The organism is Acidovorax sp. BoFeN1 (assembly GCF_003345135.1).
In the GTDB taxonomy this organism is placed as follows: domain Bacteria; phylum Pseudomonadota; class Gammaproteobacteria; order Burkholderiales; family Burkholderiaceae_C; genus Acidovorax; species Acidovorax defluvii.
The window spans coordinates 1-13,688 of record NZ_QOZT01000038.1 but is presented as its reverse complement, the minus strand read 5'-3'; the positions used below and the strand labels follow the sequence as shown (position 1 = coordinate 13,688).

13 protein-coding genes are annotated in these 13,688 nt (G+C 66.0%); all 13 read right to left on the bottom strand.

From position 1 onward, the window contains the following. Positions 1-81 precede the first annotated feature (81 nt). The gene (locus DTW89_RS10360) at positions 82-741 is read right to left on the bottom strand and encodes a 3'-5' exonuclease (protein WP_114655883.1); all 660 of its coding nucleotides are present in this window, start codon (positions 739-741) and stop codon (positions 82-84) included. Next, positions 738-2,567 (bottom strand): putative nucleotidyltransferase substrate binding domain-containing protein, encoded by a 1,830-nt coding sequence (locus DTW89_RS10355; RefSeq protein WP_024814028.1) that lies wholly within the window; start codon positions 2,565-2,567, stop codon positions 738-740. Before DTW89_RS10355 ends, DTW89_RS10360 begins: the two co-directional genes overlap by 4 nt. A 46-nt stretch (positions 2,568-2,613) precedes the next feature. Further along, positions 2,614-3,255, bottom strand: coding sequence for a 2-hydroxychromene-2-carboxylate isomerase (locus DTW89_RS10350; protein WP_114655882.1), 642 nt, complete (start codon positions 3,253-3,255; stop codon positions 2,614-2,616). Continuing rightward, entirely contained in the window at positions 3,252-3,527 is a 276-nt protein-coding gene (locus DTW89_RS10345; protein WP_111864762.1) for a DUF1289 domain-containing protein, read from the bottom strand. Before DTW89_RS10345 ends, DTW89_RS10350 begins: the two co-directional genes overlap by 4 nt. Beyond that, positions 3,524-4,030, bottom strand: coding sequence for a YbaK/EbsC family protein (locus DTW89_RS10340; protein ID WP_114655881.1), 507 nt, complete (start codon positions 4,028-4,030; stop codon positions 3,524-3,526). The genes DTW89_RS10345 and DTW89_RS10340 overlap by 4 nt, the downstream gene beginning before the upstream one ends. Before the next feature lie 5 nt (positions 4,031-4,035). Then, positions 4,036-4,944, bottom strand: coding sequence for a hydroxymethylglutaryl-CoA lyase (locus tag DTW89_RS10335; RefSeq protein WP_114655880.1), 909 nt, complete (start codon positions 4,942-4,944; stop codon positions 4,036-4,038). A 40-nt stretch (positions 4,945-4,984) separates the two neighbouring features. Further along, positions 4,985-5,905 (bottom strand): 2-hydroxyacid dehydrogenase, encoded by a 921-nt coding sequence (locus DTW89_RS10330; protein ID WP_114655892.1) that lies wholly within the window; start codon positions 5,903-5,905, stop codon positions 4,985-4,987. Between the two features lie 76 nt (positions 5,906-5,981). Next, a complete protein-coding gene (locus DTW89_RS19740; RefSeq protein ID WP_236637100.1) occupies positions 5,982-8,114 on the bottom strand; it encodes an acetyl-CoA carboxylase biotin carboxylase subunit in 2,133 nt (710 codons plus the stop codon). Beyond that, complete coding sequence (locus DTW89_RS10315; RefSeq protein ID WP_114655879.1) at positions 8,115-8,834, bottom strand: DUF4126 domain-containing protein; 720 nt, start codon at positions 8,832-8,834, stop codon at positions 8,115-8,117. A gap of 26 nt (positions 8,835-8,860) precedes the next feature. Then, on the bottom strand, positions 8,861-9,649 hold the full coding sequence (locus DTW89_RS10310) for an enoyl-CoA hydratase/isomerase family protein (protein ID WP_114655878.1): 789 nt from the start codon (positions 9,647-9,649) through the stop codon (positions 8,861-8,863). Next, positions 9,646-10,155 (bottom strand): DinB family protein, encoded by a 510-nt coding sequence (locus DTW89_RS10305; RefSeq protein WP_114655877.1) that lies wholly within the window; start codon positions 10,153-10,155, stop codon positions 9,646-9,648. The genes DTW89_RS10310 and DTW89_RS10305 overlap by 4 nt, the downstream gene beginning before the upstream one ends. Before the next feature lie 29 nt (positions 10,156-10,184). Next, a complete protein-coding gene (locus DTW89_RS10300; protein WP_114655876.1) occupies positions 10,185-11,792 on the bottom strand; it encodes a carboxyl transferase domain-containing protein in 1,608 nt (535 codons plus the stop codon). 19 nt (positions 11,793-11,811) lie between these two features. Beyond that, positions 11,812-13,542, bottom strand: a complete 1,731-nt coding sequence (locus tag DTW89_RS10295) for an AMP-binding protein (RefSeq protein WP_114655875.1) — start codon at positions 13,540-13,542, stop codon at positions 11,812-11,814. Between the last annotated feature and the right edge of the window lie 146 nt (positions 13,543-13,688).

Sequence of the window (13,688 nt, the reverse complement as noted above, 5' to 3'; positions counted from 1 at the left end):
ATAGCTTCTTGCGCTTTACAGATAAGGGCTAGAGGCCATTTTTACTTAAACTTTGCCAACATGAAAATGGCAGCCCCGCCATCAGCCTGCGCCGTGCAACTGGCGCAGTTTGACGAAGGCCAGCGCCGCCATCACAGCGTCGTTGAGTGCGTCATGCGCTTCGCGCCGGGGAAGGCCCAGGTCGTCCATCAGGGTGGCAAAGCGCAGGTCGATGTCGGCGTTGGCGTGCTGCTGGTAGGGCGGGAGCTGCCGGAACTTGTGCTCGTAATACATCGCCGAGACTTCAATGGCGGGCTGCGGCAGGCCCATGCCCAGCATGGGCCACAGTGCCCGATTGAGCATGGCCACGTCGAATTCGAGGTAGTAGCCCACCAGCGGGCGGCTGCCAATGAAGCGCAGCAGCTGGCCCAGTGCCTCTTCAATCGGCAACCCCTGGGCCACGTCTGTGCTGCGCAGGCGGTGGATGCGCACGCTGTCGGCCGGCACGCTCTTGTCGGGGCGCACCAACAGCTCCAGCCGCTCGCTGGTGAGAATGCGGTTGCCCACGATGCGCACCGCACCAATGGCGATGATTTCGTCGCTGCGCACGTTCAGGCCCGTGGTCTCGCAGTCCAGCGCCACCCATTCATCGGGCGGTGGGGGTTCCAGCACAAAGGCGTAAGCCGGGTCGGCCAGGCGGTGCAGCAGCCATTGGCGCCGCAACTGCGCCAGCCAGCCGCGCGGGCCGGTGACGGTTTTCACAACAGATCCAGCCGCAGGCGCTGGTGCAGCAGCGCCTTGAAACGCTTGACCACCGCGAGTGCATCCTTGAGCAGGTCGCGCTCGAGGCTGCTCAGGCGCTCGGGATCGACGTTGCCGGTGACCTGCCGGCCGGTGTCGAGCTCGGCCAGGCCCGCCTGCAGGCGCAGGCCCATCAGGAAGTGCAGGCTCTGCACGAGTTCATCGCCCAGCGCAGCATCCAGCACGCCGCCCTCCACCAGTGCAGCAATGCGCTCGGCGGTGCCCGTGGCGGCCACGCGCCGGGCCAGGGCCAGGCTGCGCACGCCGTGAACGATGGGAAAGATGCCTGCCTTTTTCAGGCTGATGGCACGGCCTTCGTCGCCCAGGCCAAACAGGCGGCTCCACCAACCGGCAGGGCCGCCAAAGTTGTCCACCGCAGAGGCGAATCGCGCCAGCACAACGTCGTTGTCGATGGCTTGCGCCGCGACACTCTCGCGCACGACGGCCAGCAGCGCGGCATCGCCCGCCACCGCGTGCGCATCCAGAAAAATGGCCAGCTGCATGAGGCTGTCGCCCACGGGCTGCATCAGCCACTGGCGCACGCGCTGGCTCAAGGTGCTGACCGTGCCGCGCCAGTCGGGGTTGCTGACCATGATGCGGCCGGGGCATTCGGGGTAGCCAAAGCTCGCCAGCACCTCCGAAAAGCGCTGGCAAATGGCTTCCAGGTCGGGCGGCGGCACATAACCGTCGCGCAGCACCAGGCCGTTGTCCTGGTCGGTCTTGAGCAACTGCTCGCCGCGCCCTTCGCTGCCCATGACGAACAGGCAGCTGTTGTCCACCAGATCGGCGGGCGCCACCATGTGCCAGGCGCGCTCGAACAGCCGGGCGTTGAGCTGCTGCACCAGCTTGGCCATGAGGCCGATGCGCGTGCCCCCGCGGTGCAGCGCTGAGATCAGCCGCGTGATCTGCGCCGCCGCCTGCGCCAGTGCGGGCAGGTCCTGGGCATGTTCGATCTGCACTGTGATGAGGTGCGAATGGTTGGCCAGAAAGCTGAACAGGTCGAGCGCTTCGAGGATGCCACGCACCTGGCCGTTGTCCTCTACCACCACCAGCCGGTGCACGCGCTGGCGCAGCAGCAGCGCCATGGCATCGCCCAGTTGGTCGGATGGGCGCACGGTGACCACCGGGCCGCTGGCCAGCTCGCCCACGGCCAGCTGGTCCAGCGGGCGGCCATCGAGGATGGCGCGCTGCAGGCTGGTGTTGGTGAAGATGCCCAGCCCGCCGCCAGGCACGTTGTTCAGCCCCGTGACCAGCACATTGGTGGTGCGCTGCGCCTGGAACAGGCGCACCACCGAAACAATGTCGGTACCTGCATCGACCGTGTGCGCAGGGCGCAGGTACGCCTGGTCTACGCGCGCCAGGGTGAGCGACTGCAGCTCGTGCTGGTCGGCGCGCTGCGCGAGCGCACTGAGTTTTTGGCCCAGGTCAGAAAAAAGCAGCGCGCCAAAGGTGGTGTTGCGCGCAATGAGTTCATTGACCGCCTCGCGGGCGAGCTGGTAGGCCACCACCTCCTCGGCGGCCACAAAGCGGCTGCCCACGCGCCCGGTCATCAGGCCGCAGCCGTCAAAGCAATCGTCCGGCCCGTACGTGGCCAGCACCTCGTCGCCCTCGGTCTGCGTGACATAGCCCTTGATGATGACAAACAGGTGGGTGGGCACCACCCCCACGTCCAGCACCACGGCACCTTCCGGGAAATAGGCAATGTCCACGCTGGCGCGCACCAGACGCTGCTCGTCCGGGGTCAGGCAGTCAAACGGCGAGGCGGCGAAGTTGAAGGCATTGGGCATGGTTGGGGCGATGGAAGAGCCGCTAACGGGACTCAGACCCCGCCATTCAACCGGGCAGGCCTTGCGCCACGCTTGCAGCAGCGTCCCAGTCGTGCCCGAACCAGGTGTCGCCTTCCAGATAGGCGCGCAGCATGGGCAGGCTGTCGAAGCCCCAGAAAACCTTGCCATCGACCTCGAAGGCGGGCACACCAAACACGCCGCGCGCGGCGGCCGCATCGGTGTTGCTGCGCAGCAGCGCCTTGGCGCGTGCGCCATCGGCGTCGTCGGGTTGCAGCTGCGCCTCCAGCGCGGCGGCCAGGTCGGTGAGGCGCTGTGCATCCAGGGCATCGTGACCGCCCTGCCACACATGGCGCAGCAGCGTGCCCGCGACAAAGCGGTTGACGCTGCCGTCACGGCTGCAGGCCAGGGCCTGGCGCAACAGCGGCAGCGGGCTGAACGGGTGGCGCGCCGGCATCTGCAGGCCTACGCCCAGCGAATGGCCCAGCCAGGAGACATGGCGATAGGTCCAGTCACGCTTCGGAGCAATGCCCGCCGGCCCCGGGTTGCCATGCTGCTTGAGCAGCGCGCCCAGCAGCACCGGACGGTATTCCACGCTGTAGCTCAAGCCCTCCAGCACCTCGGGCAGGTGCTCGAAGGCCAGCCAGGCGTAGGGCGAAACGACGTCGAGGTAGAACGTGATGTGCTTCATGTCGGATCCTTGGCAACGGCTTCAGGGGGAAATGGCATTCCAGCACGCTGCGCCAGCCGCGCCCAGATGGCCAGGCGCTCGGCGCTGTCGGCCAGCGCCCAGGCGCGAATCTCGGGGATGGTGCGAAAGCACCCTTCGCAGCGGCTGCGGTCTTCGGTCATGCGGCACACCGAGATGCAGGGCGAGGGTATCACCTCGTCAGAATCTGCATCAAAATAGCCCGCAGCGCTTAACAGCTGTGCGCGAGCAGCTATTGCTTCTGTAGCACTCATACCGCCACCGCCTCTTGCACCACATCCACCACGGGGGCCCCGGTCAAGCGCTGCAGGTCGCCCGGGTGCAACGGAAACACGCCATGCGGGTGCCCGGCCGCCGCCCAGACCACCTCAAAGCGCAGCAACTCCTGGTCAATCAGCGTGACCGGGGGCGTGGCGTGCGCGATGGGCGACACGCCGCCGATCGAGAAGCCCGTGCGCTCCTTCACGAAACCGGCATCGGCCCGGCCGATCTTGCCCACATGGGCCTCGACCTTCTTTTCGTCCACGCGCCGGTCGCCCGAGGTGATGACGAGCACGGCCACGTCGTCTGCCTTGCGGCGAAAGATGATGCTCTTGGCAATTTGCCCCAGCGCCACGCCCAGCGCATCGGCCGCCTGCTGCGCGGTACGCGCAGCATCGTCGAGCATGCGCGGCATGTGCCCATGGCCCTGCGCCTGCAGCGCTGCCACCACGCGCTGCACACCTTCGGGCAGGCCCTGAAGTTCGGCTCCACACATATCCGTCACCCCGCGCGCTTGTTGAGCACGGCCACGGCCACACGCGAGTTGGGTTTGCGGCCCAGGTAGTCGCTGATGTAGGCGCCTGCATCCACGAGCTTGTCAAGATCAATGCCGGTTTCAATGCCCATGCCATGCAGCATGAAGACCACGTCTTCGGTGGCCACGTTGCCGGTGGCGCCCTTGGCGTAAGGGCAGCCGCCCAGACCTGCCACGGAAGCCTGGAAGTTCCACACCCCCAGCTCCAGCGCGGCCAGCGTGTTGGACAACGCCTGGCCGTAGGTGTCGTGAAAATGGCCCGAGACCTCGTCGATGCCGAAATGCTGCAGCGTGGCCTCGATGGCGCGTTGCACCTTGCGCGGCGTGCCGACGCCAATGGTGTCGGCCACGTCCACGCGCTGCACGCCAATGCCCTTCATCAACCCTGCCAGGTAAGCCACCTGCTGCGGTGCAATCTCGCCATCGTAGGGGCAGCCCACGGTGCAGCTCATGGCGCCGCGCACGGCAATGCCAGCGGCCAAGGCTGCTTCGACCACGGGCGCAAAGCGTTCGATGCTTTCCGCAATGGAGCAGTTGATATTTTTCTGGCTGAAGGCCTCGCTGGCCGATCCAAAGACCACGATCTCGTCGGGCCGCGTCTTCACGGCCGCCTCGTAGCCCTGCAGGTTGGGCGTAAGCACGCTGTAGCGCACACCGGCCTTGCGCTCGATGCCTGCCATCACCTCCACGTTGTCGGCCATCTGCGGCACCCACTTGGGGCTGACGAAACTGGTGACTTCGATCTCTTGCAGGCCCGCCTCTTGCAGGCGGTGCACCAGGCCGATCTTGACCTCGGCGGGCACGGGGAATTTTTCGTTCTGCAGGCCGTCGCGCGGGCCGACATCGATGAGTTTGACGCGTTGGGGAATGCTCATGGGAATGTCCTTGAATCAAATCTGCGGGTCAGCGGCCCGGTCAGTAACCGCGCGCTGGGTCCACGATACCGGCAATGGCCTCGCCCCGTTCCAGCGCGCCGATCTTGCCTGCGATCTGGGCAATGCTCTCCTCGCGCAGTGTGCGGGCCGACGTGTGGGGCGTGGCGGTGATACGCGGGTGGTTCCAGAAGGCGTGGCCAGCGGGCAGGGGCTCGGTGCGGAAGACATCGAGCGTGGCGCCCGCAAGGTGGCCGCTGTCCAGCAGCGCCAGCAGGTCGGCATCCACCAGGTGCGCGCCACGCGCCACGTTGATGACGTAGCCGCCCGGTTGCAGGCGCGCCAGGTTGTCGCGGTTCAGGATGTTTTGCGTGCCGGGCGTAAGCGGCAGCAGGTTGACCAGCACACGGCTGGCGCCCAGAAAGTCGTTGAACTGCTCCACCCCCGTGAAAGCGCGCACGCCATCAATGGCCTTGGGGCTGCGGCTCCAGCCGTTGACGGGAAAATCAAACTGCGCCAAGGCCTTGGCCACGCGCTCGCCCAGCACGCCCAGCCCCATCACGCCCACGGCAAAGTCCTGGCGCAGGCGCGGCTTGCGGTAGGCCCATTGGCCCGCACGCATGCTGGCCTCGTATTGGTCGAACTCCCGAAAATGGCGGATGACGGCGTGGCACACGTATTCGGCCATCTGCACGGCCATGCCCGCATCGTCCAGGCGCACCACGCGGGCACCCTGCGGCAGGCGGCGCTGCAGCAGCGCATCCACGCCCGCGCCAATGTTGAACAAGGCCTTGATGCCCTGCTGCTCATCCATGAACTGCTGGGGCGGTGCCCAGACGACGGCGTAATCGGCGACCGGGGCGCCGGGCTCCCACACAGAAAGCTCAGCGCCGGGCAGCGCAGCGGACAGCCCCTGGAGCCAGGGCTCGGCCTTGGTATCGGTACAACAAAAGGTGATTTTCATGGCGCCCGAGGTTAACGCCATTGCGACGCGCGCGCAGCAAGGCAAGGCGTGCACCCTTTGCCGCACCCGGTCATGTTCAGGCCTTGTCGGCAACGACCAGCTTGAGCAGCTCGGCCCCTTCGGTGACCTGATCGCCGGGCGCGTACAGCAGCTCCTGCACCACGCCGTCGGCCGGGGCCGCAATGGTGTGCTCCATCTTCATGGCTTCCATCACCGCCAGGGGCTGGCCCTTGGTCACGGCGTCGCCCGCCTTCACGGCAAACGACACCACTTTGCCCGGCATGGGCGCGGTGAGGCGCCCACCCTCGGCCGCGGTCTCTCCCGAGTGGGCCAGCAGGTCGATGGCGGTGATCTGCGTGGCACCCAGCGGGGTGAACACATGGTCCACCTCGCCCTGGGCATACACGGCGGCGCGGGTGCGCTGGCCGGCAAACTGCAATTCGATGCCCTGCGCCACAGCGTTGAACACCAACGGGCCGGCCACGGCGGCATCGCCCTCGCCTACCGCCAGATGCAGGCTGCCGCCGCGCTCGTAGGTCAGCAGCGCCTTGGCATGTTCATCGCCAAATTCAAACTCGAAGCGGCGCTGCACCACGCCATGCGTGTGAAAACCGTCGCGGCGGCTGAAGGGGTTCACGCCCTCGCTGGCGCGTTCGTTCAGCAGCGTTTGCGCTACGGCCGCCGCAGCGGCCAGCGGCAGGCCCACGGGTTCCTGGTGGAACAGCACGGCCTGCTCGCGCGGAATGAGCGCGGTGTCGAGCTTGGCCTGGGCAAACGAATCGGTGCGCGCCACGCGCCGCAAGAACTGCACGTTGGTTGCCAGGCCCACGATGTGGGTCTGCGCCAGCGCTTCATCGAGCCGCGCCAGCGCCTGCTCGCGCGTGTCGCCATGCACGATGAGTTTGGCCACCATGGAGTCGTAGAACGGGCTGATCGCATCGCCCTGGCGCACGCCGGAATCGACGCGGACCGCACCCCGCTCGAAGGTCACGCACTCAGGCAGCACGTACACATTGAGCGCGCCGGTGGCGGGCAGGAAGTTGTTGTCGGGGTTCTCGGCGCAAATGCGTGCCTCGATGGCGTGGCCGTGGATGCGCAGGTCTTCCTGCTTCAGTGGCAGTGGCTCGCCCGAGGCCACACGCAGCTGCCACTCCACCAGGTCGAGGCCCGTGATGGCTTCGGTCACGGGATGTTCCACCTGCAGGCGGGTGTTCATCTCCATGAAGTAGAACTTGGCCCCCACGGTCGCGCACTGCGTGTCGCTCCCTGCCCCCCGAGGGGGCCGCGTTTGGCAAAACCCCAAGTCCACGCCTTGGGGCGGCCCGGCGGCGAAACCTTCATCTGCACCTTCCAGCCCATAGCCGCCGGGCTGCTCCACGATGAACTCCACCGTGCCTGCGCCCACGTAGTTCACGGCGCGGGCTGCGGCCACGGCGGCCTCGCCCATGCGGGCGCGCAGCTCGGGCGTCATGCCGGGGGCGGGGGCTTCTTCCAGCACCTTTTGGTGGCGGCGCTGCACCGAGCAGTCGCGCTCGAACAGGTACACGCAGTTGCCGTGCGTGTCGCCAAACACCTGGATCTCGATATGGCGGGGGCGCTGCACATATTTCTCGACCAGCACCGCATCGTCGCCAAAGCTGTTGATGGCCTCGCGCTTGCACGATTCGAGTGCTGCCGCAAAGTCCTCGCTCTTGTCCACCGCGCGCATGCCCTTGCCACCACCACCCGCGCTGGCCTTGATGAGCACCGGGTAGCCAATGCGGTCGGCCTCGCGCTGCAGCAGTGCCGGGTCTTGGTCCGCACCGTGGTAGCCGGGCACCAGGGGCACCTGGGCCTGCTCCATCAGGCGCTTGGACTCGGCTTTGAGCCCCATGGCGTTGATGGCGCTGGCGGGTGGGCCGATGAAGACCAGGCCCGCGTCGGCACAGGCCTGGGCGAAGTCTTCGTTCTCGCTCAGAAAGCCGTAGCCCGGGTGGATGGCCTGCGCGCCCGTGGCTTTGGCGGCGTCGATGATGCGTTCCCAGCGCAGATAGCTGTCCTTGGGTGCACTGCCGCCGATGTGTACAGCCTCGTCGCACACGGCCACATGCTTGGCACTGGCGTCAGCATCGGAATACACGGCGACGGTCTTCACGCCCAAGCACTTGGCCGTGGCTGCTACACGGCAGGCGATCTCCCCGCGATTGGCAATCAGAATCTTTTTGAACATTTAGGCCACCTTGGCAGAACCAGAAAAGAAAGAGGACAAGCGCCGCACCACGGCGCGCAGAAACTTGAACAGCACCACCAGCAGCAGTACCGACACGATCACCATCACCACCAGCGCTATGCCAAACGCCACCGGATACTGCGTGGCCAGCCACACCACGGCCACGACCAGGCCGTCTTCAAAGAACGACAGCCCCCAGTTGGAAAAAGGCTCGGGCGATGTGTTCACGGCCGCGCGCGTGGTCATCTTGGTGGCCAGCGCCGTGGCCGAGAGCGAGCCACCCAGCAGCCCTGCCGCAATCGCCATCGTGGCGTTGTCGGCGCCAAAGACGCCAAAGGCCAGCGCGGCACCTGCGGGCACGCGGATAAAGGCGTGCACTGCATCCCAGGCACTGTCCAGCCAGGGCGCCTTGTCGGCAAAAAACTCCACCATCAGCATGAAGCCGCTGACCATCAGCACCACAGGGTGCTGCAGCATGGTCAGGCCAGGCGGCAACGGCATCCAGCCCAGCACACCCATCATGCCGACCAGAAACACCACTGCATACAACCGAAAGCCGCTGGCCCAGCCCAGCGCGGCGGCCAGCGCCAGCAGGCTGGGCATGTCGAGCTGCGCGGTGGCACGCGCCGCACCCTCAGCCACACTGCGCGCCGCGCCCGCGTCCACATGCAGCCCCACGGTGTGAAGCCACTGGACGATGGCGAGCCAGAGTTGGTCCATGGTTGTTCAGGCGTATCGCTGAGGGCTCAGACCAGCAACCACGCGGGTTTGCGCTTTTGCAGGAAAGACTGCACGCCTTCCTTGCCCTCATCGCTCGCGCGGATGTCGGCAATGCCCTGCACCGTGGCGGCAATCAGGCCTGCATTGATCTCGCGCTCGGCCACATCCATGACGAGCTTCTTGCAGGCGCGCACGGCGTTGGGGCTGGCGCTGGTGAGGGCCTTGAGCAGTTCGTCCACCTTGGCGTCGAGTTGGTCGGTCGCCACCACCTCGTGCACAAAACCGATGCGCAGCGCATCAAACGCACCAAAACGCTCGGCCGTGAGGAAATAACGGTGCGCCGCCCGTGCGCCCATGGCGCGGATCACATAGGGGCTGATGGTGGCGGGGATGAGGCCGAGCTTCACCTCGCTGAGGCAAAACCCCGCCGTGTCCACCGCCACCGCCATGTCGCAGGCGGCCACCAGGCCCATACCGCCTGCGTACACATCGCCCTGCACGCGGGCTATTGTTGGTTTGGGGCATTCGTAGATCACGCGCAGCATCTCGGCCAGCTTGGCGGCGTCCAGCAGGTTCTCGTCCCGCGTGTAGTCGGCCATGCGGCGCATCCAGTTCAGGTTGGCACCGGCACAGAATGCGGGGCCTTCGGCGGCCAGCACCAACGCGCGCACATCGGCGCGGCTGCCCACGTCCACAAAGGCGGCCGTGATCTCGGCAATCACTTCATCGCTGAAGGCGTTGCGGATCTCCGGCTGCGTGAGCGTGATGCGCGCCACTGCGCCGGCCTGGGTGATGGAAAGGTTCTGACTGCTCATGGCTTGGTCGGGTTTTGAAGGAAGTAGACAAAGTCCAGCTCGGGGCAAGGCTGGCCCAGCGCGGTCAATGCGGCAGTGATCTGGCCCCGGTGGTGTGTGCCGTGGTTGAACACATGCGCCAGCGTGGCGGCAAAAGGCAGCGATGCCGCCTTGCCGCGCATGGTGGTGTAGTCGAGCGTGCCGTTCCAGCGGTCAGGCTTGAACGAGGCGATCAGCGGCACCCAGCGGGCAGCGCCTTCGCGCAGGCGGGCATCGAGCTGCGCGAGGTCGGGTTCCAGCTCGGCGTCCAGCGCCACTTTCGGCGAGATGCCTTCGGCAAAGCGCACGAACCACAGATGGTGCTCACCCACCAGCAGGTGGTTGAGCGTGCCGTGAATGCTTTTGAAGAACAGGCCCACATCGCGCCGGTAGTCACCGTCCGGCAGCGCCCGCACGGCATCAAGCAAGCGCGCCGTGGCCCACACGTTGTAGCGCGCGAGCTGGGTGAAGTGGGCAACAGCGTCCATGGCAGCTCTCGGCTCCGGCTCTGGTGGGGTTACATCCGGAACAGGCCGAACTTGGTGTCTTCAATCGGCGCATTGCGCGTGGCCGCCAGGCCCAGCGCCAGCACGCGGCGGGTATCGGCAGGGTCGATCACGCCGTCGTCCCACAGGCGGGCGGTGGCGTAGTAGGGGTGGCCCTGGTCTTCGTACTGGCGGCGGATGGGGGCCTTGAAGGCTTCTTCCTCCTCCATGCTCCACTGCCCACCCTTGGCCTCGATGCCATCGCGCTTCACCGTGGCCAGCACGCCCGCAGCCTGCTCGCCGCCCATCACGCTGATGCGCGCGTTGGGCCACATCCACAAAAAGCGCGGGCTGAAGGCCCGGCCGCACATGCCGTAGTTGCCCGCCCCAAAGCTGCCGCCGATGATGATGGTGAACTTGGGCACACTCGCCGTGGCCACGGCCGTCACCATCTTGGCGCCGTTGCGGGCAATGCCTTCGTTTTCGTACTTGCGGCCCACCATGAAGCCGGTGATGTTCTGCAAGAACACCAGCGGGATCTTGCGCTGGCAGCACAGCTCGATGAAGTGCGCGCCTTTCAGGGCCGACTCGCTGAACAAAATGCCGTTGTTGGCGATGATGCCGACCATCATGCCCTCGATGCGCGCAAAGCCCGTGACCAGCGTGGTGCCGTAGCGCGCCTTGAACTCGTCGAATTCGCTGCCATCGACGATGCGGGCAATGATCTCGCGCACATCAAAGGGCTTGCGCGTGTCCACGGGGATCACGCCATACAGCTCTTCTGCTGCAAATTTAGGAGCTACTGGCGCTTGATCTGCGGGCGCCAGAGGCTTGTTTTTATTCAAATTGCGCACGGCATTGCGTGCCAGCTGCAGCGCGTGCAGGTCGTTCTGCGCAAGGTGGTCGGCCACGCCCGACAGGCGCGTGTGCACATCGCCGCCGCCCAGGTCTTCAGCGCTCACCACCTCGCCCGTGGCGGCCTTGACCAGCGGTGGGCCACCCAAAAAGATGGTGCCCTGGTTCTTCACGATGATCGATTCATCGCTCATTGCGGGCACGTAGGCGCCGCCTGCCGTGCACGAGCCCATCACCACCGCGATCTGGCTGATGCCCATGGCGCTCATGTTGGCTTGGTTGAAGAAGATGCGGCCGAAGTGGTCTCGGTCCGGAAAGACCTCGTCCTGATTCGGCAGGTTGGCTCCGCCCGAGTCCACCAGGTAGATGCAGGGCAGGTGGTTCTGCTGCGCCACTTCCTGCGCGCGCAGGTGTTTCTTGACGGTGAGCGGGTAATAGGTGCCGCCCTTCACCGTGGCGTCGTTGCACACGATCATGCAGTCCACGCCGCTCACGCGGCCAATGCCGGCGATGAGCCCCGCGCTGGGTGCGTCGTTGTTGTACATGTTCAGTGCGGCCAGCGGTGCCAACTCCAAAAATGGCGTGCCGGGGTCGAGCAGCATTTGCACGCGCTCGCGCGGCAGCAGCTTGCCGCGCGCCACATGCTTGGCGCGTGCGGCCTCGCCGCCGCCCAGGGCGATCTGGTCGAGCTGGGCGCGCAGGTCATTCACCAGCGTGCGCATGGCCGCAGCGTTGGCCAGAAAATCGGCCGAGCGGGCGTTGAGTTGGGTGTCGAGAATGGTCATGCTGTAGTACTTCTTTGTTTCACGCCGTTTTGGCTTCGACCAGGCCCAGCTGGTCCGTCATCTCGTCGCGGATCTTGAACTTCTGAATCTTGCCGGTCACCGTCATCGGGAAAGCAGCCACAAAGCGGATGTAGCGCGGCACCTTGTAGTGCGCGATCTGGCCCTTGCAGAAGGCGCGGATGTCGTCTTCGGTTGGCTTGGTGCCGGGCTTGGCAATGATCCAGGCGCAGAGTTCTTCTCCGTATTTGGGGTCGGGCACGCCCACCACCTGCACGTCCTGCACCATGGGGTGGCGGTACAAAAACTCTTCAATCTCGCGCGGGTAGATGTTCTCGCCGCCGCGAATCACCATGTCCTTGATGCGGCCGACGATGTTCACATAGCCCTCGGCGTCCATGGTGGCCAGGTCGCCGGTGTGCATCCAGCCGTCGGCGTCGATGGCTTCGTGCGTTTTGGCCGCGTCTTCCCAATAGCCGTGCATCACCGAATAGCCGCGTGTGCAGAACTCGCCGCGCTGGCCGATGGGCACGATGGCGCCGGTGTCGGGGTCCACGATCTTCACCTCCAGGTGCGGCTGCACCTGGCCCACGGTGGAGACGCGCTTGTCCAGCGGCGTGGAGGTAGCACTCTGGCAGCTCACGGGGCTGGTCTCGGTCATGCCGTAGGCGATGGTGATCTCGCGCAGGTTCATCTGCTCCACCACGCGCTTCATCACCTCGGTGGGGCACGGCGAGCCCGCCATGATGCCGGTGCGCAGGCTACCCAGGTCAAATTCGGCAAAGCGCGGGTGGTCCAGCTCGGCGATGAACATGGTGGGCACGCCATGCAGTCCGGTGCATTTTTCGTCCTGCACCGTTTGCAGCACGGTGAGCGGGTCGAACCCGTCGTTGGGGTAGACGATGGCCGAGCCGTGCGTGAGGCACGCCAGGTTGCCCAGCACCATGCCAAAGCAGTGGTACAGCGGCACGGGGATGCACAGGCGGTCGTCGGGCGTGAGCTTCATGCACTCGCCAATGAAGAAGCCGTTGTTCAGGATGTTGCGGTGCGTGAGCGTGGCGCCCTTCGGAAAGCCCGTGGTGCCGCTGGTGAACTGGATGTTGATGGGGTCGGTGGCGCGCAAGGTGGCAGCCACCTGGGCGATGCGGGGGTCGGCCGCATTGCCGCGCGCCATCAGGTCGGAAAAGCGCAGCAAGCCCGGCTCTTCGCCACCCACGCCGGGCTCGTCGATCCACACCACGGTGTTCAGGTGCGGCAATTGCAGCGCCTCCAGCTGGCCCGGCGTGCCATGCACCCACTCGGGCGCCAGCTCGCGCAGCATGCCCAGGTAGTCGCTGGTCTTGAAGCGCGCCATGGTCACCAGCAGCTTGCAGCCCACCTTGTTGAGTGCATATTCCACCTCCGAGGTGCGGTAGGCGGGGTTGATGTTGACCAGCACCAGGCCCACCTGCGCGGTGGCCAGCTGCATCAGCACCCATTCGGCGTTGTTGTGCGACCAGATACCCACGCGGTCGCCGGGCACCAGGCCCAGGCCCAGCAGTGCGCTGGCCAGGCGGTGCGCCTCGGTGTGCAGGCTGCGGTAGGTGTAGCGCAGCCCCTGGTGCCGGCTCACCAGCGCCTCGCGCTCGGGCTGGCGGGCCACCATGTCGGCAAAGAAGGCGCCGAGGGTCTGCTCGATCAGGGGAACGTCGGTGGCGCCACGGGCGTAGCTGTCCACCAGCGGTGCGGAGTTCGTTGCGGCGGTACTCGTCACGGGGTTATCTCCTGTGTCATCCGGCCCACGCCACAAGAAAATGCGCGGCGGGCGATCCGTAAGCATAGAAGCCTGAACCCCCTGTGGGTAGACACAATGGTTGCAAATCGTGCCACGGCTGGCACACTCTTCGGCGTGAAAGCACC

Bases quoted from the DNA above. Each gene is read 5' to 3' on its own strand.
- DTW89_RS19740 (WP_236637100.1), bottom strand. From the start codon at position 8,114: ATGTTCAAAAAGATTCTGATTGCCAATCGCGGGGAGATCGCCTGCCGT.
- DTW89_RS10330 (WP_114655892.1), bottom strand. From the start codon at position 5,905: ATGAAAATCACCTTTTGTTGTACCGATACCAAGGCCGAGCCCTGGCTC.
- DTW89_RS10340 (WP_114655881.1), bottom strand. From the start codon at position 4,030: ATGTGTGGAGCCGAACTTCAGGGCCTGCCCGAAGGTGTGCAGCGCGTG.
- DTW89_RS10355 (WP_024814028.1), bottom strand. From the start codon at position 2,567: ATGCCCAATGCCTTCAACTTCGCCGCCTCGCCGTTTGACTGCCTGACC.
- DTW89_RS10350 (WP_114655882.1), bottom strand. From the start codon at position 3,255: ATGAAGCACATCACGTTCTACCTCGACGTCGTTTCGCCCTACGCCTGG.
- DTW89_RS10305 (WP_114655877.1), bottom strand. From the start codon at position 10,155: ATGGACGCTGTTGCCCACTTCACCCAGCTCGCGCGCTACAACGTGTGG.
- DTW89_RS10335 (WP_114655880.1), bottom strand. From the start codon at position 4,944: ATGAGCATTCCCCAACGCGTCAAACTCATCGATGTCGGCCCGCGCGAC.
- DTW89_RS10300 (WP_114655876.1), bottom strand. From the start codon at position 11,792: ATGACCATTCTCGACACCCAACTCAACGCCCGCTCGGCCGATTTTCTG.
- DTW89_RS10310 (WP_114655878.1), bottom strand. From the start codon at position 9,649: ATGAGCAGTCAGAACCTTTCCATCACCCAGGCCGGCGCAGTGGCGCGC.
- DTW89_RS10345 (WP_111864762.1), bottom strand. From the start codon at position 3,527: ATGAGTGCTACAGAAGCAATAGCTGCTCGCGCACAGCTGTTAAGCGCT.
- DTW89_RS10315 (WP_114655879.1), bottom strand. From the start codon at position 8,834: ATGGACCAACTCTGGCTCGCCATCGTCCAGTGGCTTCACACCGTGGGG.